This window comes from Candidatus Binatus sp., from assembly GCF_030646925.1.
Lineage (GTDB): Bacteria > Desulfobacterota > Binatia > Binatales > Binataceae > Binatus.
Genome location: NZ_JAUSKL010000024.1, coordinates 1 through 23,813 on the forward strand (window position 1 = coordinate 1; position 23,813 = coordinate 23,813).

The 23,813-nt window shown below is 61.0% G+C and carries 28 protein-coding genes; 9 read left to right on the plus strand and 19 right to left on the minus strand.

Annotated elements, in window-relative coordinates; all coding sequences use genetic code 11:
- Positions 1-315 (plus strand): hypothetical protein (locus Q7S58_RS02955; RefSeq protein ID WP_304820644.1); only part of this gene is annotated, 315 nt, incomplete at its 5' end.
- A 197-nt stretch (positions 316-512) separates the two neighbouring features.
- Here Q7S58_RS02955 and Q7S58_RS02960 read toward each other — a convergent pair.
- Both Q7S58_RS02960 and Q7S58_RS02965 read right to left on the minus strand, forming a co-directional pair.
- A complete protein-coding gene (locus tag Q7S58_RS02960; RefSeq protein ID WP_304820646.1) occupies positions 513-1,181 on the minus strand; it encodes a TetR/AcrR family transcriptional regulator in 669 nt (222 codons plus the stop codon).
- 307 nt (positions 1,182-1,488) lie between these two features.
- Positions 1,489-1,782, minus strand: coding sequence for a DDE-type integrase/transposase/recombinase (locus Q7S58_RS02965; RefSeq protein WP_304820648.1), 294 nt, complete (start codon positions 1,780-1,782; stop codon positions 1,489-1,491).
- Positions 1,783-2,123: 341 nt separating this feature from the next.
- Here Q7S58_RS02965 and Q7S58_RS02970 point away from each other — a divergent pair, with 341 nt between their 5' ends.
- Positions 2,124-2,339 carry a hypothetical protein gene (locus tag Q7S58_RS02970; RefSeq protein WP_304820649.1) on the plus strand — a complete coding sequence of 72 codons (216 nt, stop codon included), beginning with the start codon at positions 2,124-2,126 and terminating at the stop codon, positions 2,337-2,339.
- 37 nt (positions 2,340-2,376) lie between these two features.
- On the opposite strand, the gene Q7S58_RS02975 is transcribed toward Q7S58_RS02970, so the two are convergent.
- The 4 genes from Q7S58_RS02975 to Q7S58_RS02990 form a co-directional block, all read right to left on the minus strand.
- Positions 2,377-4,074 (minus strand): ATP-dependent DNA ligase, encoded by a 1,698-nt coding sequence (locus Q7S58_RS02975; RefSeq protein WP_304820651.1) that lies wholly within the window; start codon positions 4,072-4,074, stop codon positions 2,377-2,379.
- Between the two features lie 15 nt (positions 4,075-4,089).
- Positions 4,090-4,905, minus strand: a complete 816-nt coding sequence (locus Q7S58_RS02980) for an alpha/beta fold hydrolase (protein ID WP_304820653.1) — start codon at positions 4,903-4,905, stop codon at positions 4,090-4,092.
- 96 nt (positions 4,906-5,001) lie between these two features.
- Positions 5,002-5,406: a hypothetical protein gene (locus Q7S58_RS02985; protein WP_304820655.1), complete on the minus strand. Its 405-nt coding sequence runs from the start codon at positions 5,404-5,406 to the stop codon at positions 5,002-5,004.
- 16 nt (positions 5,407-5,422) lie between these two features.
- A complete protein-coding gene (locus Q7S58_RS02990) occupies positions 5,423-6,733 on the minus strand; it encodes a glycosyltransferase (protein ID WP_304820657.1) in 1,311 nt (436 codons plus the stop codon).
- Positions 6,734-6,878: 145 nt separating this feature from the next.
- Between Q7S58_RS02990 and Q7S58_RS02995 the strand changes: the two genes are divergently transcribed.
- Positions 6,879-8,132 carry a D-alanyl-D-alanine carboxypeptidase family protein gene (locus Q7S58_RS02995; protein WP_304820659.1) on the plus strand — a complete coding sequence of 418 codons (1,254 nt, stop codon included), beginning with the start codon at positions 6,879-6,881 and terminating at the stop codon, positions 8,130-8,132.
- Positions 8,133-8,344: 212 nt separating this feature from the next.
- On the opposite strand, the gene Q7S58_RS03000 is transcribed toward Q7S58_RS02995, so the two are convergent.
- The 5 genes from Q7S58_RS03000 to Q7S58_RS03020 all read right to left on the minus strand — a co-directional run bounded on the left by Q7S58_RS03000 (position 8,345) and on the right by Q7S58_RS03020 (position 11,658).
- Entirely contained in the window at positions 8,345-9,187 is an 843-nt protein-coding gene (locus tag Q7S58_RS03000; RefSeq protein ID WP_304820661.1) for an alpha/beta fold hydrolase, read from the minus strand.
- A 262-nt stretch (positions 9,188-9,449) separates the two neighbouring features.
- Positions 9,450-9,686: a sulfurtransferase TusA family protein gene (locus tag Q7S58_RS03005; protein WP_304820663.1), complete on the minus strand. Its 237-nt coding sequence runs from the start codon at positions 9,684-9,686 to the stop codon at positions 9,450-9,452.
- 48 nt (positions 9,687-9,734) lie between these two features.
- Complete coding sequence (locus tag Q7S58_RS03010; RefSeq protein ID WP_304820664.1) at positions 9,735-10,205, minus strand: nuclear transport factor 2 family protein; 471 nt, start codon at positions 10,203-10,205, stop codon at positions 9,735-9,737.
- Positions 10,206-10,243: 38 nt separating this feature from the next.
- Positions 10,244-11,008, minus strand: a complete 765-nt coding sequence (locus Q7S58_RS03015) for an SDR family NAD(P)-dependent oxidoreductase (RefSeq protein WP_304820666.1) — start codon at positions 11,006-11,008, stop codon at positions 10,244-10,246.
- Entirely contained in the window at positions 10,981-11,658 is a 678-nt protein-coding gene (locus Q7S58_RS03020; RefSeq protein ID WP_304820669.1) for a DsbA family protein, read from the minus strand. The genes Q7S58_RS03015 and Q7S58_RS03020 overlap by 28 nt, the downstream gene beginning before the upstream one ends.
- A 193-nt stretch (positions 11,659-11,851) precedes the next feature.
- Here Q7S58_RS03020 and Q7S58_RS03025 point away from each other — a divergent pair, with 193 nt between their 5' ends.
- From Q7S58_RS03025 to Q7S58_RS03035, 3 genes are read left to right on the plus strand one after another with little or no spacing between them, the layout of a single operon-like run.
- Positions 11,852-12,646 carry an SDR family NAD(P)-dependent oxidoreductase gene (locus tag Q7S58_RS03025; RefSeq protein ID WP_304820671.1) on the plus strand — a complete coding sequence of 265 codons (795 nt, stop codon included), beginning with the start codon at positions 11,852-11,854 and terminating at the stop codon, positions 12,644-12,646.
- A gap of 26 nt (positions 12,647-12,672) precedes the next feature.
- Positions 12,673-13,458, plus strand: a complete 786-nt coding sequence (locus tag Q7S58_RS03030) for an SDR family NAD(P)-dependent oxidoreductase (RefSeq protein ID WP_304820674.1) — start codon at positions 12,673-12,675, stop codon at positions 13,456-13,458.
- 55 nt (positions 13,459-13,513) lie between these two features.
- Complete coding sequence (locus Q7S58_RS03035; RefSeq protein ID WP_304820676.1) at positions 13,514-14,290, plus strand: DUF6081 family protein; 777 nt, start codon at positions 13,514-13,516, stop codon at positions 14,288-14,290.
- A 133-nt stretch (positions 14,291-14,423) separates the two neighbouring features.
- Here Q7S58_RS03035 and Q7S58_RS03040 read toward each other — a convergent pair whose 3' ends face one another.
- The 3 genes from Q7S58_RS03040 to Q7S58_RS03050 form a co-directional block, all read right to left on the minus strand.
- Positions 14,424-15,230 carry an AbiJ-NTD4 domain-containing protein gene (locus Q7S58_RS03040; RefSeq protein ID WP_370655446.1) on the minus strand — a complete coding sequence of 269 codons (807 nt, stop codon included), beginning with the start codon at positions 15,228-15,230 and terminating at the stop codon, positions 14,424-14,426.
- Positions 15,231-15,405: 175 nt separating this feature from the next.
- Entirely contained in the window at positions 15,406-16,185 is a 780-nt protein-coding gene (locus tag Q7S58_RS03045) for an SDR family oxidoreductase (protein ID WP_304820680.1), read from the minus strand.
- A 10-nt stretch (positions 16,186-16,195) separates the two neighbouring features.
- Positions 16,196-18,130 (minus strand): alkaline phosphatase family protein, encoded by a 1,935-nt coding sequence (locus Q7S58_RS03050; RefSeq protein WP_304820683.1) that lies wholly within the window; start codon positions 18,128-18,130, stop codon positions 16,196-16,198.
- A gap of 144 nt (positions 18,131-18,274) precedes the next feature.
- Here Q7S58_RS03050 and Q7S58_RS03055 point away from each other — a divergent pair, with 144 nt between their 5' ends.
- The gene (locus Q7S58_RS03055; protein WP_304820685.1) at positions 18,275-18,622 is read left to right on the plus strand and encodes a polymer-forming cytoskeletal protein; all 348 of its coding nucleotides are present in this window, start codon (positions 18,275-18,277) and stop codon (positions 18,620-18,622) included.
- Here Q7S58_RS03055 and Q7S58_RS03060 read toward each other — a convergent pair.
- Both Q7S58_RS03060 and Q7S58_RS03065 read right to left on the minus strand, forming a co-directional pair.
- Positions 18,619-19,224 (minus strand): hypothetical protein, encoded by a 606-nt coding sequence (locus Q7S58_RS03060; protein ID WP_304820687.1) that lies wholly within the window; start codon positions 19,222-19,224, stop codon positions 18,619-18,621. The genes Q7S58_RS03055 and Q7S58_RS03060 overlap by 4 nt on opposite strands.
- A gap of 5 nt (positions 19,225-19,229) precedes the next feature.
- Positions 19,230-19,961 (minus strand): DUF72 domain-containing protein, encoded by a 732-nt coding sequence (locus Q7S58_RS03065; RefSeq protein WP_304820689.1) that lies wholly within the window; start codon positions 19,959-19,961, stop codon positions 19,230-19,232.
- 266 nt (positions 19,962-20,227) lie between these two features.
- Here Q7S58_RS03065 and Q7S58_RS03070 point away from each other — a divergent pair, with 266 nt between their 5' ends.
- Both Q7S58_RS03070 and Q7S58_RS03075 read left to right on the plus strand, forming a co-directional pair.
- Positions 20,228-20,437 (plus strand): helix-turn-helix domain-containing protein, encoded by a 210-nt coding sequence (locus tag Q7S58_RS03070; protein ID WP_304820690.1) that lies wholly within the window; start codon positions 20,228-20,230, stop codon positions 20,435-20,437.
- A 97-nt stretch (positions 20,438-20,534) separates the two neighbouring features.
- Complete coding sequence (locus Q7S58_RS03075; protein ID WP_304820692.1) at positions 20,535-21,716, plus strand: pyridoxal phosphate-dependent aminotransferase; 1,182 nt, start codon at positions 20,535-20,537, stop codon at positions 21,714-21,716.
- Between the two features lie 15 nt (positions 21,717-21,731).
- On the opposite strand, the gene Q7S58_RS03080 is transcribed toward Q7S58_RS03075, so the two are convergent.
- The 3 genes from Q7S58_RS03080 to Q7S58_RS03090 form a co-directional block, all read right to left on the minus strand.
- Positions 21,732-22,127: a DUF983 domain-containing protein gene (locus Q7S58_RS03080; protein ID WP_304820693.1), complete on the minus strand. Its 396-nt coding sequence runs from the start codon at positions 22,125-22,127 to the stop codon at positions 21,732-21,734.
- Between the two features lie 82 nt (positions 22,128-22,209).
- Complete coding sequence (locus Q7S58_RS03085) at positions 22,210-23,163, minus strand: hypothetical protein (protein ID WP_304820694.1); 954 nt, start codon at positions 23,161-23,163, stop codon at positions 22,210-22,212.
- Between the two features lie 43 nt (positions 23,164-23,206).
- On the minus strand, positions 23,207-23,770 hold the full coding sequence (locus Q7S58_RS03090; RefSeq protein WP_304820695.1) for a pyridoxamine 5'-phosphate oxidase family protein: 564 nt from the start codon (positions 23,768-23,770) through the stop codon (positions 23,207-23,209).
- Positions 23,771-23,813 lie beyond the last annotated feature (43 nt).

Sequence of the window (23,813 nt, forward strand, 5' to 3'; positions counted from 1 at the left end):
GTGAAAAGCGCCATCGGGCTCGGCACCGAACTCCCGTTCACGAGGATGAACCATCGCGGCAGGTTCACGTCGGTAGTCAAGACCAGCGGTAATGCGGTCGCCTCCGCAAACGGTCTCGCCGCTGTAGATGTCGCGCTTGCTTTCGGGGACCCGCCGCTGCTGCCCGATGAATTGCATCCTGACTCTGCAGCCATCCCGACCGCCACTACTATCAACAGTACGAGTAACCCCGGCCTGGGCCGATTGCGATTTCTCTCCGCGTATGTTGGCGACATCTCTTGTTCTTCTCCGAACGTGATAAATGGTGCGGTGTGAACTGCAAGGGAGGCAAGGAAAGAGCGAGGAGAGCCTATCGGGATATCCCGGCGCCATGGTAAGAAGCCATCCTGCTCCCGTAATCTTCGTCAGCGGTCGGTCACGACAACCAGCTTCGCGCCGCGATTTCGCGTACTTTAAGCTGGTTTCCAACGAGCGTCAAGTATCGTGCATTACTAGTGCACGTTAATTGAGAGTTAACTTTGGGTTTTGCCGGGTGGTCTGAACTGGCGCCGCGTGAGGTGCGCGCGGACGCGTCGCTCGGCCGCCGCAAGCACGGTCAGCGCTACGCTGGTGATGATGGCGCGTGCGCGCCTGGGGGATAGGTGATAATGCGTTCGCAGGGTTTCCCATGAAGGCCAGGAACAGACCATGTGCAAGGTCGTCAGCAGTGCGCGCTTTTCGCTGCGAGAGAAAGGCTTCAAGGCGGACCCGAGGGTCTTTGCCAAATCGCGCACGGCCGCATTGCGCGCCACCTTCATCGCTTTTGCGACATCCGGATCGACCCTCTCGACCATCGCGGCGGTGCGGTGAATCGGCGCCACGTATTCCAGCCTCCGCATGTGCTTTTGCACGAAAAGTTCGAGTCGTTCCGCGGCGGAACCGCGATCCGGAATTTCCTCGGAAAAGAACTCGCTGCTCTGCGCTTGCATGCGATTGAACGACGCAAGCCGCAGCGCTCGCAGATCGGAAAAGTGCTTAAAAATGACGCGCGGTGAGAGTCGGGCCCGCTCCGCTATTTCGCGGGCGATCGGCGCCGGAACGCCGCTGCGGATCAGATCGATATACGCGGTCAGGATGCTCTCGCGGACCCGTTGTCTGATCCGCAGCCCTTTGGCGGTGCGCCCATCGATGCGCTTCTTCATTAACGATTTCGACTCCGGACAAAGGAAATGACAAAATGCCGCCTTCGCTACAACTTGCCAGCTATCGATGAATGGGTATCCGTAAGCGGGCTTGCGAGGATTTATTACATTGTTAGTGCTGGTTGGAAGATGATGACTCCGGACACGAGTTGCGGCCACGTTTTCTCGGACTTTTTTGGAGGTCGAAACTCGCCGTGCGCCGAGTATAAGGTAGCCCTGATCTCACAATTTGTTGCCTCGAGTTGAAGCAGATGAAGCTCCATGACCTCAATACTCCGGCGCTGCTCGCCGACGCCGACGCGCTCGATTATAACCTCGCCGCGATGGCCGCCCCAGCCTCGCCCTTGGGACGAAAGCCCTCTACACGGTGCGCAGCGAGCGGATGTTGTGCGAGCAGTTGGAGGCCGGTGAGTGAGCTGTCCGCCAGCAGCAGCACGCATTCGCGCGTGAACTGATCGACCACCGTCAGCACGCGGAACCAGCGGCCGTCAATCAAGCGGGCGGCGACGAAGTCCATCGACCATTTTTCGTTCGGTCGCGTTGCGCGCTCGGCCGGCACGCGTGCGCGCCGTGCGATCTTCATGCGCACCTTGGTCCGCACCGCAAGTCCGTCCTCGGTGTACAGCCGGCTGACGCGGCGATACCGCGGCTACATCCGAAGAAGCTACCGAAGTCCGGTTCTTCGCGCCCGACGAAATCCCGTGGACCGAGCTGGCCTTCCCGACCACTGTCGATGCGCTAACCGCGTGGCTCGCGAACACCCGCGAGCCCAACTAGCCCTCCCGTTCACGTTAGCACTCTTTGCTCCTTGCTTCGTCGAAAATTGCATGATTCCACGCCCTTAGACCCAAACTTGCATTAGCAATAATTTTGCGATCGTGCTAATTTCCTAATTCCTGAAGTTTCCGGTTCCATACCATCCCGAGTATGGAGGTAGCGTACATGGAACGGGTGGAAGTGGTCGGCGGCAACGTTTTTGTGGTTCGGACGCGCCAACTGAGCGAAACCTGCTGGTGTTGCGACCTCTACGAATGCGTCAATGACGACGGCGTCGAGGACTTCGTGCTCGAAGAGTTCGGCGGCTCCGAGATGGAAGCGATCGGAATGGCGCTGTGCGACGCGCACGAGCCGAATCACATCCAGCATCATCACCACTAAAGATTGCTGCGTTGTCCGGTAAAGACTGCCGCGTTGCCTAGCCGACCGGCTTGACCAACTGACGTTCGAAATCAGCCCTCACGGTGGCGATACTGTCCGCTTCCTCGACCGACTTGTCCGGACGAGTCCGCACAATCCGCGCAAATCGTAGCGCCATGCCGCCCGCGTACTGCGGACTGCGCTGGATATCGTTGTAGGCGACCTCGACCACGATCGACGGCTTGACGAAAACTGTGCCACGAGACTCATCGATCTTGAGCGCGAGCAATTTTTCGGTCATCTCGCGGAACTGGTCGTCGGTGAGTCCCTTGAAGGTCTTGCCGATCATCACGAAGCCGCCGTTCTGTTCGTCGCGCGCCGCGAGATGGTAATTCGATAGCCATCCGTGGCGCCGGCCGTAGCCCCACTCCGCACCGATGATCGCCAAATCGAGCGTGCGCGTATGCTTGATCTTGAGCCATCCGCGGCCGCGCACGCCTGGCGTGTATGCACTCGCAAGCGCCTTCGCCATCACGCCTTCAAATCCCGTCGCGCACGCGTCGTCATAGAATTTTTCAGCCTCGGGCAGTTGCGGACGAACGACGCGTCCGATCAATTCGAGTCCGGCCGCCGACGCCAGGTCGCTGAGCGCGTCGATTCGCTCGGCGTAGGGGCGGTCGATGCATAGCTCGCCGTCAATCGAGAGCAAGTCGAACAGGAAGAGGCGAATGGGCTGCTCAAAGCGGGCGCGCTCGATTTTGCGCGTGCGTCCGAAGCGGCGCATCAGTTCCTGAAACGCGACTGGTCGTCCTTCCGCATCGACCGCGATCACTTCGCCGTCGAAAATCGCGCGCCGCTCGCCGAGCCGATCCATCATCTCGACGACTTCGGGCAGGCTCTCGGTGATCTCATTCAGCCGCCGCGAAAAAATCCGCACGCCGCCGCTCGCGCCGAGTTGATGAATTTGTACGCGCGCGCCATCGACCTTGTGTTCCAGCGCAAGCTCGGGACCGATCGAGGCGAACGCGTCGGCGACGCTCGGCGCGGGATGCGCCAGCATCGGCTTCAGCGGCTTCACCACGACGCGTGCGCCTTGCGCCGTCGAGATCGTGCTCTGCGATTCCGCGCCAGGATCGTCGCTCGGCGGCGAGCGCAGGATGCGCACCACGCGGCCAACGTCGCCCTCGAGCATGTTGATGCGGCGCACGTCGGCGACCGCCTTCGACGCCATCTTTGCGATCGCCTCGAGCATCAGGCCCTCGCTCATGCCGTGGCGCATCTCGCGAATCAGAATCTTGGCGATGTACTTGCCTTCGAGCGCACTCGAGCGTTCGAACAGATCTTTCAGCGCGGCGAGCTTGCGATTGCGCGCGTGACGGCCTTCGATTGCGGCGATTTCCGCGAATTTGGCATCAAGGTCGCGAATCGTGAGGGTCGGCTCGGGGTCTGACGATCGATGCTTCAGCATCATCTCGACCGCCTCACCGAAATCCTCGGCGGCGGTAAAAATGTCCTCGCCTTGATCTTCGGTGCCGGTGATTTCAGCGACGATTTTCCAGATCGCGCGTCCGCTTACCTGGAGGCGCTTTTCTTCGCCCTGCTCGATCGCTTTGCCGACCAAAAACCGCGCCGCTATTTCAGCTTCATCGATATCCAGCGCGGCGAGAAAAGTGCCGACCGTTTCCGCCATCTGGAGCCGGCTCTGCGTTTGGCTGAGCGATTGGCAGACCAGCGCGAAATCGTAGAGCGAAGGCATCGCTGAAGCGCGCCGCTACGCGCGCATCGGATGCGATTTCACGAACGGCACGAATACCTCGACAAAAGTTTCGCGGCCCTCGCTCATGAACGCGTGGCCGACGCCGGGGATGATGTGCAATTTCGCACCGGGAATTTGCGCCGCGATGATTTCGGAGTTCTTCGCCGGAATCAGCACATCCTCGGCGCCGGTGACTACCAACGTCGGCGCCTTGATTTGCGGCAGGCGATCGAAAGTTTTGAGCGTGTAAGTGCCTTCGAGCTGGCGCTGGAACGCATACGGCGGCGTCGGATACTTCAGCACCCGCGGAATCGCGGCTTCGAGCAGGTCGCGATGCTGCGCGATGTACTTCGCGGTGTAGCCGAGCGGCCAGCCGCGGCGAATCACTTCTTCGGGCGAAACGCCTTCGCGCGGCGCGGTCAGAATTTTCAGAGACTCGGGCGGCGGCGGCACCGAATGCGTACCGCCAGCGGTGGTGCATCCGAGCGTCAGCGTCGCAGTGGGCGCGGGATGCCGCAGCGCGAATTCCTGCGCGATCATCCCGCCCATCGACACGCCGAAAATGTGCGCGCGCGAAATTTCGAGCTTCGCGAGCAGGCCCGCGGCATCGTCGGCAAACATCTCGATCGAGTACGGCGCGTCGGGCTTGTCGCTTTGGCCGGTGCCGCGATTATCGAAGGTGATGACGCGAAACGTGCGCGCGAGATCCTGCACCAGTTCCGGATCCCACTGGGCCGAACTCGCGCCGAGTCCCATGATCATCAGAATCGGCTCGCCCGCGCCGTAAACGTCGTAGTTGAGATCGATGTCGCCAACTTGAATTTTCGGCATCGCAAATCCTCCGCTGGTTTCAACACTACCGCGCATCAGGCGCGCTTTTGAAGGACCGCTGTGATTGATTCGAATCGACGATTCGATATGGCGCGACTACTTCTGCGCGCAGAAGCCCTGCGATTTCATGTAGGCGACCGAATTGTCAGTCAGCGCGGATTCTGGCGTTGCGTCGGCGCGCACGATCGCCGTGTGCGGCTGATCGTAGTAACACGTCAGCTTGATTGCCTGGCCCGCCGGAATCTGAAATTCCACCGACTCGGGCGCGGTCGCGTTGGCGTAAGTCGTTTGCGCGGCGCTCGGCGTCGATTCACTTCCGCCCGCGAGACTGCCGATAGCGCTGCACATCTTTGCCGCGTCGATCTCGCAACTGCCCGGCGGCGCCGGCGCGACCTTCATCACCGCGAGGCCACTCTCCGGCGACGAACTATTGCTCGAGCACGCTGCGAGCATCACCGCCATCGCAATCGATGCAATTGATGCCGCCTTCATCATCGCCACTTCGACATCGCCGATCTCAGGCCGCGCTCGACGCCCGTTCGCCGACGCTCTCGCTGCCGGCCGCGGCGGTTTCGATCTTGCGGCATCGGAGCATCAGGTCGCTGCGCGCGATGTAGCTCGCCTCCTCGATCGCAAAACCGTGCCGCGGCAAAATCTCGCTCAGCTTTTCGAGCGAATAATGCGTGATGTGCTCGTCCTTGTAACCGCCCGGCATCAGGAATCCATACACCGGTTCGATGATCTGCCAGCCGATCGTCGAGTAGTCGGGCGTTTCGAGGATGAGCATCCCGCCGGGCCGCAGCACGCGGCTCATCTCGGAGAAGAGAACTTCGTCGTACGGCAGATGCTCGATCACTTCGGAGCTGATCACGCAATCGAACGAGCTGTCCTTGAACGGCAGAGCGAAGGCCGACGCGTTGGTCAGCGGCATCCCGTAGCGGCGCAGAAATCGCAGCTTCGCGAAGTTGAAATCCATGCCGATCGCGTCGTTGAGACTCTGCACGATCAGGCTCGAGCCGCATCCCGCGTCGAGCACGCGGCCCGCGCCGCGCGCCCACGACACCGTCACGTGATGGCGCCGGCGATGCCAGTAACGCTGGATCGGAATGATGCTGTAAAACGCGCGCTCGTCGTAATCGGCCGATTCGAGCGAGTTGCGCATTTTCCAGAGCTTCAGCGACGACTTCACGATCTGCCAGCCGAACTGCAGCAGCTTCGCGTGCGAGCGTCCGGCGCCGCGCGGGAAATACGTGAACGGCACTTCGACGATGCTGAATCCGCGCGCGTACGCCTTGACCAGGATTTCCTCGATCACTTCGAAATTGACGCTCTGCAGCTTGAGGCCTTCGATCGCTTCGCGGCGGTAAAGGCGGTATCCGCTCGAGAGATCCCGCACCGGCATCGAGAGCATCCGATGCAAAACGAAATTCAGGCCCGCACTGGTCACGCGCCGCACGAAATTGGTGTAAGCGACGCCGCCGCGCGCGTAACGCGACGCGATCACGATGTCGGCGCGCCCGCGCGCCCGCCACATCTTGGTGGCGAAATCGGGATCGTGCGACTGGTCGGCGTCGAGCGTCAGGATGTAATCGCCGCGCGCTTCGGCAAAGCCGGTTTCGATCGCGCCCGCGTAACCGCGCCGACACTCCGGGATCACGCGCGCGTCGAGCGCTCCTGCCGCCTCGCGCGTGCCGTCGGTCGAGCCGCCATCGACCACGATAATCTCGTGGCTCAAGTGCTCGCGATCGAGCAGCGCGTGCAATCTCGGAATCAAGGCGCAAAGATTCTCGCGCTCGTTTACGACCGGCAGAATTATCGATACATCCATCGGCGCTAAGTTTGCTTTATGCCTGCGCGAAACGAAAGAGAACGCCGCGGCGCTCCAGGCGGCGATTTGCGGCGAACCGGCAACTGCTTGCCCATCTTGCCCATGGATGCCGCGCACCATAGTTTCGAAGTGCTATCTTATGGGGATGAGGAAGGGCGTGCGGCGACGATCATTACTCAAAATCTTCTCGATTTTCGGATTCGCGATCGCGCTGGCGTTGCCGGCGCCGGATGCTGCGGCGCGGGCGAAGCATCGTGCCGCGGAGAAAAAGGCCGAGGCAACGCCGCCGGCCGTGCTCGCGAACATCCACGTGCTCGGCGATCGGCCTGCGCCGTTTGCGCTCGACGCCAAAGCCGCGATGATGGTCGACGGCGACACCGGCGCGGTGCTGTACGCATTCAACGAGCATCAGAAGATGCAGCCCGCGAGCCTCGCCAAGATCATGACGTTTTACCTGACGCTCGACGCGCTGAAAGCCGGCAAGCTGACGCTCGAAACCGACGTGGTGATCAGCGAGAAGGCATGGCGGCTTTCGATGGACGAAAGCGTGTCGCGGATGTTCCTCGGCGTCGGGCAGAAGGTGCCGGTGCGCGATCTGCTGTACGGCCTGATGGTCTCGTCGGGCAACGACGCGGCGGTCGCGCTCGCGGAATATCTCGGCGGCAGCACCGACGGCTTCACCACGATGATGAACGAGAAGGCGAAAGAGATCGGCCTCGCCGATACTCACTTCACCAATCCCGACGGCCTGCCGACCGACGACGAATACACCACGGCGTTCGACATGGTGCAGCTTGCGCGCACGCTCGTGCAGCATCATCCGGAGGCGCTCACCTACACGGCCGCGAAGGAATTCACCTTCGACAAAATCAAGCAGCCTAATTTCAACACGCTGCTGTTCTACGATTCGCGCGTGAACGGAATTAAGACCGGCCATGTCGCTGAAGCCGGCTTTCATCTCGTCGCGTCGGCGCGCTCCAACGGGATGAATCTAATCTCGGCGGTGATGGGCGCGCCCAGTTCCGAGAAGCGCCGGACCGAAACGGAAAAGCTGATCGATTGGTCGTTCCGCACTTTCGTGAGCTACAAGCCCGACCTGCACAAGGACTTGCCGGCTGCGATTTCGGTGTATGGCGGCGTCGCGGATACGGTCGCGATCGGCCCGATGGGTCAGGCGGTATTCACGCTCGGGCGCGGCGAAGAGAACAAGGTGACGGTCGCGTTCACGCCGTCGGCAAAATATCTGTCGGCGCCTGTGCACAAGGGCGACAAGGCCGGCGATCTCGCGGTGATGCTCGACGGCAAGCCGCAATCGACGATTCCGATCGTCGCGCAAGCCGCAGTCGCGGAAGCGGGTTTCTTCGGGAAATTGCGCCAGCAAATCCGCCGCGCGCTATGAGCGAATGGAGGCACCGCGCCCGCGCCGTTGCGATCGATGGTGTGAGCGCTGCGCACGTCCTGATACCTCGCCCGCTTCTTTGCGGGAGAGGTCGCCGATACCGAACTAAGTGAGGGATCGGCGGGTGAGGGTGCAGGGATCGTGCGCACGGAAAAGACCGGGATTCCTCGCTCCGGCGACCTCTGCTCGGAATGAGATAGCTGGCCGGCGCATCAGCCTGCGATGAATTCGTCGAGCACCTTGAAGTAGCGCTCCGGCTCGTCGCGATGCGCCCCGTGGCCGGCGCCCTCGAACACCTCGAGCCGCACGTGCTCGCGCGGAATCGCCGCCGCGATATCCTGCGAATCGGCGAGCGGCGTGATCGGATCGCGGTTGCCGCTGGTCACCAGCGTCGGACATTTTATTTTTGAAAGCGCGGGCAGCATGTTGAAGGTCTTCGATTCGTTGCTGAAAAAATCGAACGTCAAATCGAAGTTGGTCACCGAACGCAGCGTAAATTCGGGCTCCATCGGCGTGCGGTTGTAAACCGGGAACGCTTTCTCGACAAACGCCGGCATCGTCGCGAGTCCGGGATTCGCGAAGAAGCGCTCGGCCGCGCTACGCACCTCCGCGCCGCCAAGCTGCTCGAATACCTCGAGCGATCGATCGGGCCGCATCCGCGCCGCCGTGCTCGCCAACACGAGCTTGCCGGGATGCTCCGGATGACGCGTCGCGTACGACATCGCGACCATCCCGCCGAACGACACGCCCATCACGATCGGACGCTCGATTCCGAGCGCCTCGCAGAACGCGCGCACGTCGTCGCCCCATTGCGGAAGATTGTACTTCGACGTGTCGCTGCGATCGCTGCGGCCGTTGCCGCGATGGTCCAGGTAAACGACCTGCGCAATCTCGGACAATCGCGAAAAGGCGGGCTTGAAGTTCGAGTGATCGAAGCCCGGGCCGCCGTGCAGCAGCACGACGGTCGGTACCTCGCGCATCTTCGCGCCGTCGGGCCGCAACTTCGCCCCTTCCACGTCGAAAAACAATTTTACGTCGCCGATTTGTACGCGCATGATGCGTGATTCTGTATCGCGATGGCCGCCCTCGCGCAATCAGAAAAATCGCGGACGCAGCCGCTCCATTCCTTCATCCCGAGCGGAGGTTGCCATCCTAATCCTCGCCCGCTCAGTTGCGGGAGAGGAAGCCGAAGTAGCGGCACGCGACGAGGCAGGTGAGGGTGCAGTCGTCGCGAGAACAAAAGCCAGAAAGCAGATCCGGGATTCTTCGGCTCCGCAGACTCCGTCTCAGAATGACAAAAAACGAATTGCGGGAAATTTACTTTTCGATGCGCAGCCGGAATGCGCCGCCGTCGAGGGCAGTCGATTCCAGGACGACATAGCCTTCCGCTTCCGCGGCCCGCGGAATATCGCGGACGCCGCGCAGGTCGTCGAGGATCAATTCGAGCGTCTGCCCGCGCGACATCTGCTCGAGCCGCACCTTGGCGTGCGCCCAGTTGAGCGGGCATTTGACGCCTCGCAGATCGAGGCGAATCGGCGGCGCGGCATCGTCCACGCGGATAGATTTATCACACCGCGCGCGCCGATCATCTCGGCGGCACAGCTATATCGTGCGGCTTTGCCCCTTCGCCTCGGCCCATCCCTGCTTCAGCGGCACCACGTGATGGAAAAAAATCTTGCGCTCGACGAAACGCCAGCGTCCCCGCTCGCGCCGATACTTGTCTTCGTAGTAGCCCGCCGCGGTAACGCTTTCGCCATTGCGGGCAAAGCGCGCTTCAATCGCGCAGGTGCCGCGCGCCTCGTCGCCGTTCACCTCGATAATGTGATTCTGGATGAACGGGATCGCGGCCTCAGGCTCGCGCACCGACGTGCGATAAAATTTTAAGAGCGCCTCGCGCCCGCGCACCGCCTTGAAATCGCCGCCGGTGACGTCGAGCACGCCATCGTCGGCGAAAAGATTCGCGACCAGTTCGCCCTCGCCGTGCGAGACGTGCCAGCAATAGCGCGCGGTGAGTTCGCGGATTTCGTCCTTGTCTTCGAGTTCCTGGACGCGCTGTTCGACCGATTTTGCCATTGATTGCTCCTTAAGTTTTCTGCTCGCTCATTCAGGAATCACTGCGCGATATAGCCGCCGTCCACCACGAACGTCGCACCCGTCACGAAGCTCGATTCATCCGACGCGAGATAAAGCGCGCAGTATGCGATGTCGTCGGGCGTTCCGAGCCGGCGTATCGGCGAGTTCAGGAGAAGCTGCCCGCTCTTTCTCATCGGATCGACCACCGGCGCGATCATCGCCGTGTCGATTGCCCCGGGACAGATGCAATTCGAGCGAATGTTCTTCGGCCCGAACTCGACCGCCAGCGCGCGGCTGAGCGCGACCATGCCGCCCTTGGCCGCGGTGTATGCGTGCGCCGCTTCGGACCCGATCATCGCGGCGATCGATGCGGTATTCACGATCGAACCGCCGCCATTTTTGATCATCTCGGGAATCGCGAATTTCGCGGTCAGGTACATGCTCTTCAAGTTGATCGCGATCACGCGATCCCAATCTTCCTCGGGCGTGTTCAGCACGTCCGCCATCGAGAGCGGCGACGAGAAGCCGACGCCGGCATTGTTGTAGAGAATGTCGATACGGCCGAAGGTCGAAATCGCCGTGCTGATCAAGTTCTGCACGTCGCGCGAACTCGAGACGTCGGTGCGGACGAAGATCGCTTTGCCGCCTTCGGCTTTCACCTGCTGCACGGTGTTGTCGCCGAGTTCAGGTTTCCAATCGCACGCGACGATACTCGCGCCCTCTTTCGCGAACAGCACCGCGGCGGCGCGTCCCTGTCCGCCGCCGGCGCCGGTGATTACAGCGATTTTGTTTTTAATTCGCATGATTGATCCTCTGCCGCCTGCGCGGTTTCGACACCGCCAAAACGTTCCTTCGCGCGTTTCAGAATCGAGCGCATCACGTCCGGACTCTGCGCCCCGACCAGCGGATAGTCGCCGATAAAGAATGTCGGCACGCCGCTGACGCCGCGCTGATTCGCTGTCAACGCATTGTTCTTGAGCCGCAATTCGTACTTGGGCGATTTGATCGCGTCGGCAACTTGCGCCGCATCGAGTCCCGCCTCGGCCGCCAGTCGCAGCACGACTTCGCGATCGCCGATATTCGCGTCTTCGGTGAAGTACGCGCGATACACTCGCTCTTCGAACGCCTCGTGATCGGCGCCCGAGTCGCGCGCGAATTCGGCCGCCGCCAGCGCGAGGCGCGAGTTGGTCAGCACCGACGGCGGCTTCATCGCGAGCCCGACCGACTCGGCCATCGTGCTGATTCGCTCCCACGCCGCTTTGCGCGCGTCGGCGTTTCCGAGCCGGCTCGCTTGCGCGGCGCTCGCGCCCTCGGCCGGCCACTCGGGATGAATCTGAAAGCCGCGCCATTCGATTTGCAAATCGAATTCCGGTTTCAGTTTTTCAATTACGTCGAACCCGATGTAACAAAAGGGGCAAATGAAATCCGAGAACATCACTATTTTGAATGCCATGCGGTTAGCTCTCCAGAAAATTTCTGTCGGCCAGAAAAACCACTATAAGATTGTCGTGCGCGCCCCGTCAAAAGCGCTCGCCCCCCGAGCTAACTGAAATGCCGCCGTTTTCCGGAACATCGCGGCTGTGTTATTTCACTAGCGATGCCGCGCCGCGCGCGGCCGCTCCGCGAGCGTTCACCGAGGTGGAAAAATGATTCTCGATACCCTGAAACTCGACGGCAAAGTCGCGATCATCACCGGCGCAGGCCGCGGGCTCGGACGCGCGATGGCGATCAAGTTCGCCGAGGCAGGCGCCGACGTCGTGGCCGCCTCGCGCACGCAAAAGCAGCTCGAAGAAACCGCTGCCGAAGTGAGCAAGACGGGCCGCAAATGCATCATCGTGCCGACCGACGTCACCAACTCGCAGCAGGTGAACGCGCTCGCCGAAGCGACCATCAAGGAGTTCGGCCGGATCGACATCCTGATCAACAACGCCGGCGGCGGCGACAATTCGCTCGGCAAGCGCCTCGAGGAAATCACCGACGCCGAATGGCGGCGCGGGCTCGATACCAATCTCACCAGCCAGTTCTACGGATGCCGCGCGGTGATTCCGCAGATGGTCAAGCAGGGCCGCGGCAAGATCATCAACATCGCGTCGGGCTACGGGCTGCGCGGCGGCAAGCACAACTACATGTACGCATGCTCGAAGGGCGGCACGATTCAACTCACGCGCTCGATGGCGCTGACGTACGCGCAGCACGACATCCAGACCAATTGCATCGTGCCCGGGATTTTTCCGCACAACGAAGAGATGATGCGCTTCTTCAAGGGCGGCAAATTTATTCCGATCGGACGCGTCGGCGAAGACGCCGAACTTGGGCCGCTGGCGATTTTTCTCGCGTCGGACGCCTCGAATCATGTCAACGGCGAATTGATCGCAATCGACGGTGGCGGACTGGCCGGCGGAATCACGCCGACCGGCGTCGCGCCGCAAACTGTCGCCTAGCCGCCGCGCTCGCTAACGGAGAGAAGATGGCATCGTCCAACGTCCTGCAGGAATTTTCACTCGAAGGGAAAGGCGCGCTGATCGTCGGCGCGGAGCATAGCGTCGGACGCGCAGCGGCGGTCGCGCTCGCGGAAGCCGGCGCCGGCGTGGTGCTCGCATCGCAGGAGCCCGGCACCGACAAACAACTCAAGGAGTGTGCGAAACTCGCGCAGGCAGCCGGCGGAAAAGTGATCGTGCGCGCGCAGAATGCGTCGATCCGCGCCGACGTCTCCGCCACCGCCGATCTCGCCGCGAAGGAACTCGGCGGCCTGCACATCCTGGTCAACGCGCTCGACAAGCCGGCCTACGGTCCCGCCGAATCCGACGACGATTCCGCGTTCGATCGCATTATCGAAAACAATCTGAAAAATATCTGGATGTCGTGCCAGGAAGGCGCGCGCGTGATGCTCAAATACGGCGGCGGCTCGATCGTCAACATGACCTCGGTGCTGGCCGAGCGCGGCGTGCCGAATGCCGTGCTCTATTGCACCGCCAAGGCGGGAGTGCTGAATCTCACGCGCGCGCTCGCGCTCGAATGGGCGCGCAAAGGCATCCGCGTCAACGCAATCGAAGCGGGATGGCTCGACGACGAATCGAGTCCCGCCAACAGAGACGACGAGTTCAGTAAGATGTTGCTCAGGTACCTGCCGTACAATCGATTGGTGAAGCCCGAGGAACTCGGCGGCGCGCTGCTGTACCTGGTTTCGTCGGCGTCGGGATTCGTCACCGGCGAGTCGATCGGTGTCGATGGCGGACTGCTATGCCGCGTCTAGCCGCTCGACGTTCATTTGAGCGAATCGAGAAGCGAACATCGGATTTAAGGGAACCATGAGCAAGAGTGCGGCGTCGTTGGCAACGTCGAAGGACGAAGTAATCGAATACTCAAATTTCGCATCGGCGATCACCGGCGAGGGCGACTGGATGCTCGCGGGATTTCCGCTGCCAGACGGCGGATTCTGGCAGTATCGCGAGCCCGACGCGGTGGTGATCGTGCAGGACGGATTTCTTCGCGTCGCCGCGGTGCCGTACTCGCGCGGCCACGACAAGATCCAGTTCCTCGACAACGCCAAGCACATGTACTTCAGCACGCGGACGTTTCAATGTCCCGACGGCGGCACGATTTCGTTCGCGATCGATCTCGCCGCGACCGTCGTCGATGGCAAGCCCGGCGATCTCTACGACGCGTTCGTCTCATTCAACGTGCTCGATTTCTCGACTGGCGCCGCGCTGGATTTTTTCGTCGGCAACGACACCATCGCGACCGTGTACGGCAAGCTTCCGTTTCCCGGCGTGCCGATCATCGATCCGGCGCACGGCCCGCGACACTTCTGCCTCTTCGAGGAGAATCGCAACGCGAGCACGCTGGGCGAACTTCATCACTTCGAGATCGTTTACGAATCCGCCAACGACCGCGTCACGTTCCTCTGCGACGGCAAGCAAATCCGCCAGTACGCGAACGTGCCCTTCAAGCTGGGGCCGTGTACGCTCGCGCTCGGCCTGATGAGCGAAAAAGACATCGCGCTCGGCAAGGGCAGCGTTTCATGCCACGGGCAGGGCGCGGTCGGCAAATGGGGCAACATCAAAATCACCACGCGCGCAGCGTGATCGAGACTCGATCGAAATCGCGGCGAGCCGACGCTGGAAATTTTTGCGGTCGTCGAATCACTTGCCGGCGGGGAAGCTGATCGTTGTGTGCGAACCCACCCTACTCAGAGCCCTCAAAGTAGCGGAAGATCTATCAACTCTGGTCGAACTCGGATTCAGCTAGAATTCGAGAAATCAGAGCCGCGCAGATGTGAACTACTAGGAGGGCGTCCTCGAACTTTGGAAAGCTACCCTCTTTCGGATGACCGGAAGTTTGGGCCGCATAGCCATTTAGCTTTTCAATGGCCAAGTCTAGTGGCGACGGTAAGCGTAGATCTTTGACGAGCATGTTCAGTTTTTGGGTTCTCTCGCCAACAATGTGCTTAGCGAGAGATTCAACTGCCGCGAGTGATGCCTCGACCGCTGCGCGGGTGTCGGGAGTTGGTTTCTCAGAGAGCGCTGAAATGGCCCCGTGAAGGATTTTGGCGGTATCTGTTGCACCAGCTTCTTTCAATGCGTCGATTGCGTCCTTAGTCGCTGCCTCGAAGACGCTGTCACCCCGTGCCTCGACTAGGGATCCGGAAAGCTTCCAACCTATACCCTGTTCTTCGAGGAGTTCATTGATCTCGTTTTGAATTTCGTCACTACGGTGGATGTCGCACACTCTTTCGACTACATCGAAAATGTAAAACCACTCAAGAGACATAAATTCTTCTTCCACGTCTTTCCAATAGGCGCTTTCTCTCTGCCTCGCCGATGGGATTTTTCTCGTCACGGAACAGATATGGTTGAACACAGGTTGCGCACCGATCCCGTTCTGGTACCAGACGCTTAACAGTCCCATTCTCGCAGGTTGAGGTAGACCGTCACGCTTCAAACCTTTTGGTATTTGCCGGAATCCGAAGCGTTTTGAGAAAATGGACATAAAAACTAAGCTGACATTCGACCCCACGGGCGTCATCGGTCGGAAGCAAATTTCATCGTCTCACTAAGCTTCTGATGCGGCGAGCTAGCCGAACGTCTCCCCGAGAATTGTATTGGCGAATAGCATCGAGCAGGTGCGCTGCGGTTCCTAGATTAGCTGGTAGTCTTAGTCTTCTTCTAGCAGTACGCCGCCAGGTGACACTCTGAGGGCATCACTTGCCGGCGGGGAAGCTAATCGTTAAGCCGCCATCGACCATGATTGTTTGCGCAGTGAGATAACTCGCGGCGGGCAGACACAGCAGGCAGGCAATCGCCGCGATCTCATCGAGCGTCGGCGTTCGCTTCAACGCGGACCGCTCGGCGCATCGCCGCTGAAAATCCGCGTAGTCGACGCCGAGATAATTAGTGTAGAAGCGCGCCGAGTCGGTATCGATAAATCCGACGTTCAGGCCGTTGACGGTGATCCCGCGCGGCCCCAGTTCGAACGCGAAATCGCGCACCATGCTTTCGAGCGCGGCCTTCGCAGCGCCCAACACTCCGTGACCGGGCAGATTTCGAATCGAATCGATTCCCGAAATCATCAGGATTCGGCCACCGTCGCCCATCGTCTTGTTCGCCTCTTGCACCGCGGCGACGAATCCATTCACGCTGAGCGCAAAAGTCCGCGCGAGATTGTGCGGCTTGGTTTCGAGCAGCGGCTTGAACGCGGTCGCGGCGGCATTCGCGATCAGGATGTCGATTCGTCCGAATTCCGCAACCGCCTTCGCGACCATCGCGCGAACTTCGGCGTCATCCTCCAAGTCCGCTTTGACGAGAATCGATTTCGGCGCGATCGCGCGAACCTCGCGCAGCGTTCGCTCCGCGCTTTGCTCATCGCGCCGGTAATTCATCGCGACTGTGGCGCCGAGACGAGCAAGGCCAAGCGCGATTGCGCGGCCCAGCCCGCGGGTGCCACCGGTTACGAGCGCGAATTTGTCATTGAGATCGTGCATCGCCGGCAAACTAAAATTTCGCGAGGTCGCCGTAAAGGATCTTGCGGATGTCTGGCGCGATCGGCGAGCCGTCGAGCGTGAGCGTGCGCCGATTGAATGTCGGATGCTCGATTTTGAGCGACATCTCCGCGTCGGAAGCATCGGCTGGCGTCGCGAACGCGACTCGGCCGCTGTCGGGCGTCGATACCTCCGCGAGCATCGCGCCGCCGCGCCCGTAGAGAATCACTCGCGCGCCCGCGAGCGGCGGATGCTCCCCGTCGGGCATGTGATCGTTGTCGAAAACCGTCACGCTGACGCTCCGCAAATCGCGCGCGCGTTCGACCTCGACCCGCAGGTCGCGCAGATAAATCATCGGCTCGGCGAACACGCCCTGGATTCCCACCCGCGCCGGCTCGCACGCCGGATTGGCTTTCAACTCGATACGCTGCGCCGCCATCCCGTGGTCCGACGTCACCACGAAGAGCGTCGATTCGAGCAATCCGCGGCGGCGAAATATCTCGAGCACCGCGCCGATTCGTTGGTCGGTGCGATAGAGCGCTTCGCGCAGGCCCTCATGATGCGGCCCGTAGTCGTGGCCCGCGCCGTCCGTCAGCACGAATTCATGCGCGACAAAAACCGGCGCCTCGTCCGCGCAATGATCGAACAGATTGATCAGTTGCGCCATCCCGCGGATATCCACCACTTCCTCGCGCCGCATATCGGGCAAATCGTCGGCCATCCAGCGCGGACTGATATCGTTTGACATCGCCTGCGTGAGCGCCTTGAGCCGCGCCTTGTCGCCGATAATTCGACGCTCGAACACGGCGTGATCGGCGCCGCGGCACTGCGGCTCATGAATTGACGCGGTGATCGCGCTCGCGCCGCGCACGCGCTTGAACGCCTCGTACAGCGTCTCGACCTCGTGATTCAGATACCGCTCCATCTCGAAAATGTTGCCCTGGATCGGCACCGTCTCGCGATGCTCGCGCAGATGAAACGTCGGATTCACGACGTCATGATGCCCGCACCATGCGCCCGTCATAATCGTCGAATGGCTCGGCCACGTGATGCTCGGAAAATTCACGATCGAGCCGTGCGAGAGCATCGCGCCGCGTTCGATCAGCCCGGCAATATGCGGGATCGCCGTGCGATTCTGTTCGAGTTGATAGCGCAACTCGGTGTGCGACAAGCCGTCGAGCAGGATCATGTAAACGCGCGCCGGCGGTTCACTATGTTCATCGATAATTTCGCTGAGCGGATCTCCATCCTGCCGCTTCAGGTAAACTTGCGCGCCCGCGCCCGTCGCGTTCAATCCTGCGATCGCCGGAAAGCGCATCACGCTCGCGATCGTCGGCGCGATATCGACGTGGCGCGCGCTCAACTGAAATTCACCGCGCCGGACGCCCGGTCCCGCGAACACCAGCGGCGCGCGGCATTGCACCACGTCGAGCGACCCGTGCTGTCCCGGCTGGATTCCGTAGGCATAGCTCTTCGGACTCACGACCAGGTCCGGCGCGCGCGGACTATCGAACAGTTGCGCGATCCGCTCGTAGGCGTAGGGATGACTCAGCGCGTGCGGCTCGAAGTACGCGCGATTCGCGTCGTCGTCCGGATTGCCGCTCGCGCGCGCGGCGGCGAGTTCTTCTTCGATCGTGGCGACGACGAATGGATCCTGATTCGCGATCGGATTCTCACCTATTTGCTCGACGATTTTGAACGAGAGCGCGCCGTTCTCGCCGGCAAAGCGCTTGAAGCGGATCATCCCGCGCCGCGACCACACCTCGTATGCGTCGGCGCGCCACGTCGCGACCAGATCGATTTGTTCGGCGGCGATTGTTTCTCTCAGCAGCGCCACGATCGTGCGATCGCCCGACTCATACTGATGCGAGTCGAGTCCCTGGCCGCCGCGCCGCTCCGGTCCGTATTCGCGGGTCATATCGTGATGCGCTCCTTGCGAACGGCCCATTGTGGCGCATCGCGAGCCGCGAGCGCAAAGTTTCGCGGCGCTGCTTCGTGTGGATTATCGGACGCTGCGAGCGCTTTCGGAGATTGCGCGTCCTGTTCCTTTCCGGCAATAGTGAAACGCCGAAATTGGGAGCGGCGCTGGTTTATGGCACTCACTGAAGATTCCGCGTTTGAGTCACGCATCGGAAAAGGCACCAAGGCCTCCGGCAAGCTGAATTTTCGCGGACCGGTGAAAATCGAAGGCGAAGTGGAAGGCGAGATCTCTGGCGATGAAGTCATGATCGCGAACGGCGCGGTGGTCAGTGCGCGAATTTCGGCAGGCCGCGTCACGATCGCCGGCGCATTCAGCGGCGAAGTCACCGCGCGTGAGCGCGTCGAATTGATGGCCACCGCGCGCGCGCAATGCACCATCAGCACGCCCAACCTGGTGCTCAACGAGGGCGCGCAATTCGACGGCGACTGCAAGATGCCGCGCAACAAGATCGCCGCCTAGCCGCTCGTCGCGCTATCGCGGCGCGATATCAGCACCGTCTCGAAGCCGCGATTGTCGCGCCGCCGGATTATCACTCCCGTTTCATCGATCTCAATTTCTTCGCGGTCGCCCATCCGCTGCTCGTAAATCCAGGCCAGCGGATTGCCCGCCATCTGGCGGCACGATTGCTTGTAGGTCGCGCCCACCAGCGTATTCGGATCGATGATCGCGACGCGTCCGGTCCATTGCGATTGCCCGCGTGCGCGGATATGCGCGATCGTCAGCGCGCGAAAAATTACCAGGTCGGCATCGACCTCGCGATAGCGCCCGAGTTTGGTCGTCAGCACGTTGCGGCCCGCCATCGCGCTCACGTTGCCGCGCAGAAAATCGCCGTCCGCTTCGTACGTCGCGTCGCGCACGAACGGCCCCCGCTTGTATCTCATCACCAGGCGCGTGATCAGATTCGCTTCGTCGAGATCGGCTTCCACTTCGAGACTGTCGGAGCTGGTCGCAGGATGCCGCGTGCCGCGAATTCTCTGCGCGAAGCGGCTCTCTTCCTCGATCGCGATCAGCTCGGCGCCGCGGCGAATTTCGTAGCGGTATTCACCCTCCGGCAGCAGCATCGAGATCACTCGGCTGACGCGGGCGGTGCTTCAGGCGGCTTCGCGTCGAGCATTTCCGCGAGCGCCAGCGCGTAATGCGGCGCCGCATTGTTGTGCCGGAAGAAAGCGTAAGTCTCGCTGGCGCCGCGCGCGAGCCGCCGGATCGTTTTCGCCCACTCCCCAATCCTCGCCGTCTCATAGCTGTCCTTGCGCAGGCGGAAATACAAATTCTCCGAGGTTCTGATCGCGGGCGTCGATAGATCTTCGGTCTCCGCGATACACAACGCGGCCGACGCGTCGCTGAGCGATTGCATGACCGAGTCGTCGAACCACGACGCGTCGCGAAATTCAAACGCCGGCCGAATCGATCCGGGCATTGTCGCAAGAAAGTCGTCGAGCAGCGCGATGTCCTTCTTCAACGTCGGCGGAAACTGGAACAGGATCGGACCCAGCCGATCGCCCATCGCGTTCGCGCGATCAGCGAACGCCTGCACCGCGTTGACTGTCGAGCGCAGCTTCATCGCGTGGGTGATTTGATACGGCGCTTTCAACGCGAAACGGAAATGAGGCGGCGTCGCCGCGGCCCATCGATTCAGCAGATCGACCGTCGCCGTGCGCCGAAACGTGTAATTGATCTCAACCGTCGCGATTCGCTCGGCGAAGTACGGAAGCATCTTCGCGCCCGCTAGCTTCGCCGGGTAAAAATCGCCGAGCCATTCGCGGTAGCCGAAGCCGGAAGTGCCGATCCGGATTTTCATCTCGCGCCCGCCCACGATTCGCAACCTATCGCCCCCCGCCGGCAGGGACAAGTTGTGATTTTGGCAGGTTTTTGTTCTTCTTATTGCCGAGCTCGCAGAAAATCGTCCATAAAATGCTGAATAGACTATCCTTGCACCCCGTATCTTGTTATGGGCTTGACGCGCTCGAAGAAATTGCTAATAAAGGGTCCATAGCGCAGTTCAGGCCGGGTGACCAGTTGATTGCCAGCCTAAGAACAGATAGGACTAATAAAGAGGACTTACAAATGTCAGCGAAGGTACTTACAGTCAACGAGCTTGCGGAATACCTCCGAGTACATCGCTCGACGATCTATCGATTGCTCAAGAAGGGCCAGTTGCCCGGCTTCAAGATCGGCAGCGACTGGCGCTTCAACGTCGAGGTTATCGACGACTGGCGCCTGCATCAGGGTACCGGCCTGCTTGCCGCTGAGGCCGCCGAAAGCGAGACTAACTGAGAGCTCGGTTCCCGTAGCAACGGTTCGAAACTTTCTGAACCAGCGTCGATCTCTACGGTTGGCGCGCCGGGGCGCTACGGTCTAGACTGACCCGTCGATGCCCACTGATGTTTCGGCCAGGACCGGCTTATTCACCGAGTCGGTGATCCGCGAGATGACGCGGCGCGCCCTCAAAGTTGGCGCGGTGAATCTCGCCCAGGGCTTTCCCGATTTCGCGGCGCCGGCCGAACTCAAGGAAGCTGCCAAGCGCGCGATCGACGAGGACTTCAACCAGTACGCGATCACTCACGGCTCGCCGAATTTCCGCCGCGCTATCGCCGACAAGGTCCGTTCATTCAACGGCTTCGCCTGCGATCCCGACCTGAACGTGACGGTCACCTGCGGCGCGACCGAAGCGATGATCGCGGCGATGCTCGCCGTGATCAATCCCGGCGACGAGGTGATCATCTTCGAGCCGTTCTATGAAAATTACGGACCCGATGTGATCCTGGCGGGCGCTACGCCGCGCTACGTGGCGTTGCGCGATCCGAATTTCTCGATCGATCACGCGGAACTGGAAGCGGCCTTCGGCCCGCGCACCAAGGCAATCGTGATAAACACGCCGCACAATCCGAGCGGCAAGGTTTTCACTCGCGCCGAACTCGAAAAAATCGCCGCGCTATGCATCCGGCACGACACGCTGGCGATCACCGACGAGATCTACGAGCACATCATCTTCGGCGGCGCGCGCCACGTATCGATCGCGAGCCTGCCTGGGATGGCCGATCGCACGATCACGATCAGCGGGCTGTCGAAAACCTATTCGATCACGGGATGGCGCCTCGCTTATGCGATCGCGTGCGAGCGGCTGACTTCCGCGATCCGCAAGGTGCACGATTTCCTGACCGTCGGCGCGCCGCATCCGCTGCAGGAGGCCGGCGCGGTCGCGCTCAGATTGCCCGAGTCGTTCTACGCGCAGCTCACTTCGATGTACGAGCGCAAGCGCGCAGCGCTCTACGACGCGCTCTGCGGCGCAGGCCTGAAATGCACCAAACCTGACGGCGCTTATTACATCATCGCGGAAATCGGAGGGCTGGGGTTTCAGGATGATTTCGCGGCGGCGGCATTCATGCTCGACGAGGTCGGCGTAGCGGGTGTGCCGGGCTCGAGCTTCTACCATCGCGCCGAACTCGGGCATCGCAAGCTGCGCTTCACGTTCTCGAAGAGCGACCAAACGATCGCAGCCGCGGCGGATCGGCTGCGGCATCTCAGCGAGAAACTCGCCGCGCGCAGCCGCTAATCTCGACGCAAAGATTCAAGGCGCTTTCTTGCCGCCGCGCAGCGCGCGCAACGGCGGAAGTTCGATCCCGCCGGACAGATAGACCAGCACCGTCCAGGCGCTGCGGGTGAGCGGATAGCACAGCAGCACGCTCGCCGCCGCGACCGTGCACAAGATCAGAATCTGCAACGTGTCGGAAATTCGCGTGAACGCGAGCACTCCCCAACAAACCAGGAAGGCCGCCGCGGCGACCGCGTAGTCGAGGTACATCGCGCCCAACCCTTCGCCGGGATCTTTCCAGAATACGACGTGGCAGCGCGGGCATTCGCGATTCATCTTGAAATGGCTGCGGAACACCGCCCCGCGCCCGCATACCGGACACTGGCAATTGAGCGCGCGCTTGATCAGCACCGATGCGGATTCGCCAGCCACAATACGATTGTACTCCCAGCTCGAACTCAGGCCAGCGGAGTTATCAGCTCGGTGATTTTTGTCCGGCGCGACGTTTAGCCGGCTAGCGCCACGGATTGAAGCTGAAGTTGAAGCCCAGTTCCGGCCCGATCATCTGCACGCGCACCATGTTGAACACGCCGGATGAAGTCTGCGTGTACTTGGAATAGTTGTAGTTCACCCCGACGAAAGGGCTGAACCCGCGCAGCCGGCTGTTCGAATAGATCACTCGCAGATGAGTTTCGAAGCCCGATTGCGAATCGTACACCGTGCCGCCTTCGTCGCGCCCCGAGTCCCATTTGTTGAACCAATAGCCCTGCGCCGTCGCCTCGATTGCCACGTGCGGAATCAGCCAGCGCCGCGCTTCGAGTCCGATCACTGGATACGGCAGGCCTCTCTCCTGCATCCGCACGCGCGTCAAAAACGGGGAATGGCGAAGCTTCGCGGGCAGGCCGTCGTTGATTCTGAAATCGTTGTAGGTGAACTCGACGCCGATTTTTGCGCGCAGATCCCAGCCCTTCAGGAATTGCGGCATCTGCCATTCGCGATTCTCATAAAGCGGTGTCAGCCGCCGTTCATAAAATCCGCCAAACGTGTACCAGCGCGTCCCGTCATTGTTCAGGATTTGATTCTTCGGGATGAATCCGCCGCCGTAAAAAAATGGCGTCGTCGAAAAATGATCGCCATACATCGAGAAGTCTCTGAACTGGAACTGCGCCGCGTTGACGCTGTCGAACCAGTACGAAATCAGAACTTCGGGCGCCTGCAACTGAGTGGTGCCGAGATCCGGGCCAAGCCGAATTGTACTGTCCAGTGAGGAATCGACCCGTCGGCGGGCCGCGCTGTTATCGTCGAGAAATTGCCACGTATCCGACGCTTCGATATCGAACTGGCGCGGCGCAGGAGTGAGCAGATCATATTCCGCGTGATGCTCCGAGCCATAGTCGCCCGCAAAGCAGTTCACAGCGTAGAGCGCTACACCAAATGTTAACAGCAGCAGGAGTCGAAGTGCTTTCATCGAGAGGCATGGTCTCTAAGTACGGTCTGAATTTCAAGCCGATTCAGCGCGCTGCGGCGTTCGCGGGGACCTCGTCGATCGCAGGAGCCGGCGTTCCCGGCTGCGATTGAAAGCCTTCGCGCAGTTCGCGAATCGGCTCGATCTGAATCACGACGATTTGTTCCCGATCGATCTTCGCCCGGCTCGGCCGCGCAATACCAATCCATGCGAGCGTATATTTTTTAGGATACTGCTCGATCACTTCATCCTGCACCGACGTATCCTTGATGATCGCCGCCTTGCCGATGAATGCCGGCCCGCTACTCGATCCAATCCACACCAGCGCGGGACTGCCGCGACTGATTCGCTTCGCCTTCCAACTCGTCGGCGAGGTCTCGATCAGCACGCGATGGTCCTTGCTCACGATGAACCACACCGGAACGGCCTTGCTCTGATTCCCGTCTTTGCGCACCGTCGCAATATAGATGTAGCTCGACTTCGACAACGCCTCGAGGTTGCTCTGGCTGAACGGAGCGGCCGTCGCCGACGCTATCGGTGTAGCGATCGCGATCATCGCGATCAGCGCGCCGAATAAGTACGCATAGAGGCTTGCACGAGGCGATTTCATATTTTTTCTCCGCGCGCTCCGTCATCTGCGAGATTGTGCGAAG

Bases quoted from the DNA above. Each gene is read 5' to 3' on its own strand.
- Q7S58_RS02960 (WP_304820646.1), bottom strand. From the start codon at position 1,181: ATGAAGAAGCGCATCGATGGGCGCACCGCCAAAGGGCTGCGGATCAGA.
- Q7S58_RS02970 (WP_304820649.1), top strand. From the start codon at position 2,124: ATGGAACGGGTGGAAGTGGTCGGCGGCAACGTTTTTGTGGTTCGGACG.
- Q7S58_RS02975 (WP_304820651.1), bottom strand. From the start codon at position 4,074: ATGCCTTCGCTCTACGATTTCGCGCTGGTCTGCCAATCGCTCAGCCAA.
- Q7S58_RS02980 (WP_304820653.1), bottom strand. From the start codon at position 4,905: ATGCCGAAAATTCAAGTTGGCGACATCGATCTCAACTACGACGTTTAC.
- Q7S58_RS02990 (WP_304820657.1), bottom strand. From the start codon at position 6,733: ATGGATGTATCGATAATTCTGCCGGTCGTAAACGAGCGCGAGAATCTT.
- Q7S58_RS02995 (WP_304820659.1), top strand. From the start codon at position 6,879: ATGAGGAAGGGCGTGCGGCGACGATCATTACTCAAAATCTTCTCGATT.
- Q7S58_RS03000 (WP_304820661.1), bottom strand. From the start codon at position 9,187: ATGCGCGTACAAATCGGCGACGTAAAATTGTTTTTCGACGTGGAAGGG.
- Q7S58_RS03010 (WP_304820664.1), bottom strand. From the start codon at position 10,205: ATGGCAAAATCGGTCGAACAGCGCGTCCAGGAACTCGAAGACAAGGAC.
- Q7S58_RS03015 (WP_304820666.1), bottom strand. From the start codon at position 11,008: ATGCGAATTAAAAACAAAATCGCTGTAATCACCGGCGCCGGCGGCGGA.
- Q7S58_RS03020 (WP_304820669.1), bottom strand. From the start codon at position 11,658: ATGGCATTCAAAATAGTGATGTTCTCGGATTTCATTTGCCCCTTTTGT.
- Q7S58_RS03025 (WP_304820671.1), top strand. From the start codon at position 11,852: ATGATTCTCGATACCCTGAAACTCGACGGCAAAGTCGCGATCATCACC.
- Q7S58_RS03030 (WP_304820674.1), top strand. From the start codon at position 12,673: ATGGCATCGTCCAACGTCCTGCAGGAATTTTCACTCGAAGGGAAAGGC.
- Q7S58_RS03035 (WP_304820676.1), top strand. From the start codon at position 13,514: ATGAGCAAGAGTGCGGCGTCGTTGGCAACGTCGAAGGACGAAGTAATC.
- Q7S58_RS03040 (WP_370655446.1), bottom strand. From the start codon at position 15,230: ATGACGCCCGTGGGGTCGAATGTCAGCTTAGTTTTTATGTCCATTTTC.
- Q7S58_RS03045 (WP_304820680.1), bottom strand. From the start codon at position 16,185: ATGCACGATCTCAATGACAAATTCGCGCTCGTAACCGGTGGCACCCGC.
- Q7S58_RS03050 (WP_304820683.1), bottom strand. From the start codon at position 18,130: ATGGGCCGTTCGCAAGGAGCGCATCACGATATGACCCGCGAATACGGA.
- Q7S58_RS03055 (WP_304820685.1), top strand. From the start codon at position 18,275: ATGGCACTCACTGAAGATTCCGCGTTTGAGTCACGCATCGGAAAAGGC.
- Q7S58_RS03060 (WP_304820687.1), bottom strand. From the start codon at position 19,224: ATGCTGCTGCCGGAGGGTGAATACCGCTACGAAATTCGCCGCGGCGCC.
- Q7S58_RS03065 (WP_304820689.1), bottom strand. From the start codon at position 19,961: ATGAAAATCCGGATCGGCACTTCCGGCTTCGGCTACCGCGAATGGCTC.
- Q7S58_RS03070 (WP_304820690.1), top strand. From the start codon at position 20,228: ATGTCAGCGAAGGTACTTACAGTCAACGAGCTTGCGGAATACCTCCGA.
- Q7S58_RS03075 (WP_304820692.1), top strand. From the start codon at position 20,535: ATGCCCACTGATGTTTCGGCCAGGACCGGCTTATTCACCGAGTCGGTG.
- Q7S58_RS03085 (WP_304820694.1), bottom strand. From the start codon at position 23,163: ATGAAAGCACTTCGACTCCTGCTGCTGTTAACATTTGGTGTAGCGCTC.
- Q7S58_RS03090 (WP_304820695.1), bottom strand. From the start codon at position 23,770: ATGAAATCGCCTCGTGCAAGCCTCTATGCGTACTTATTCGGCGCGCTG.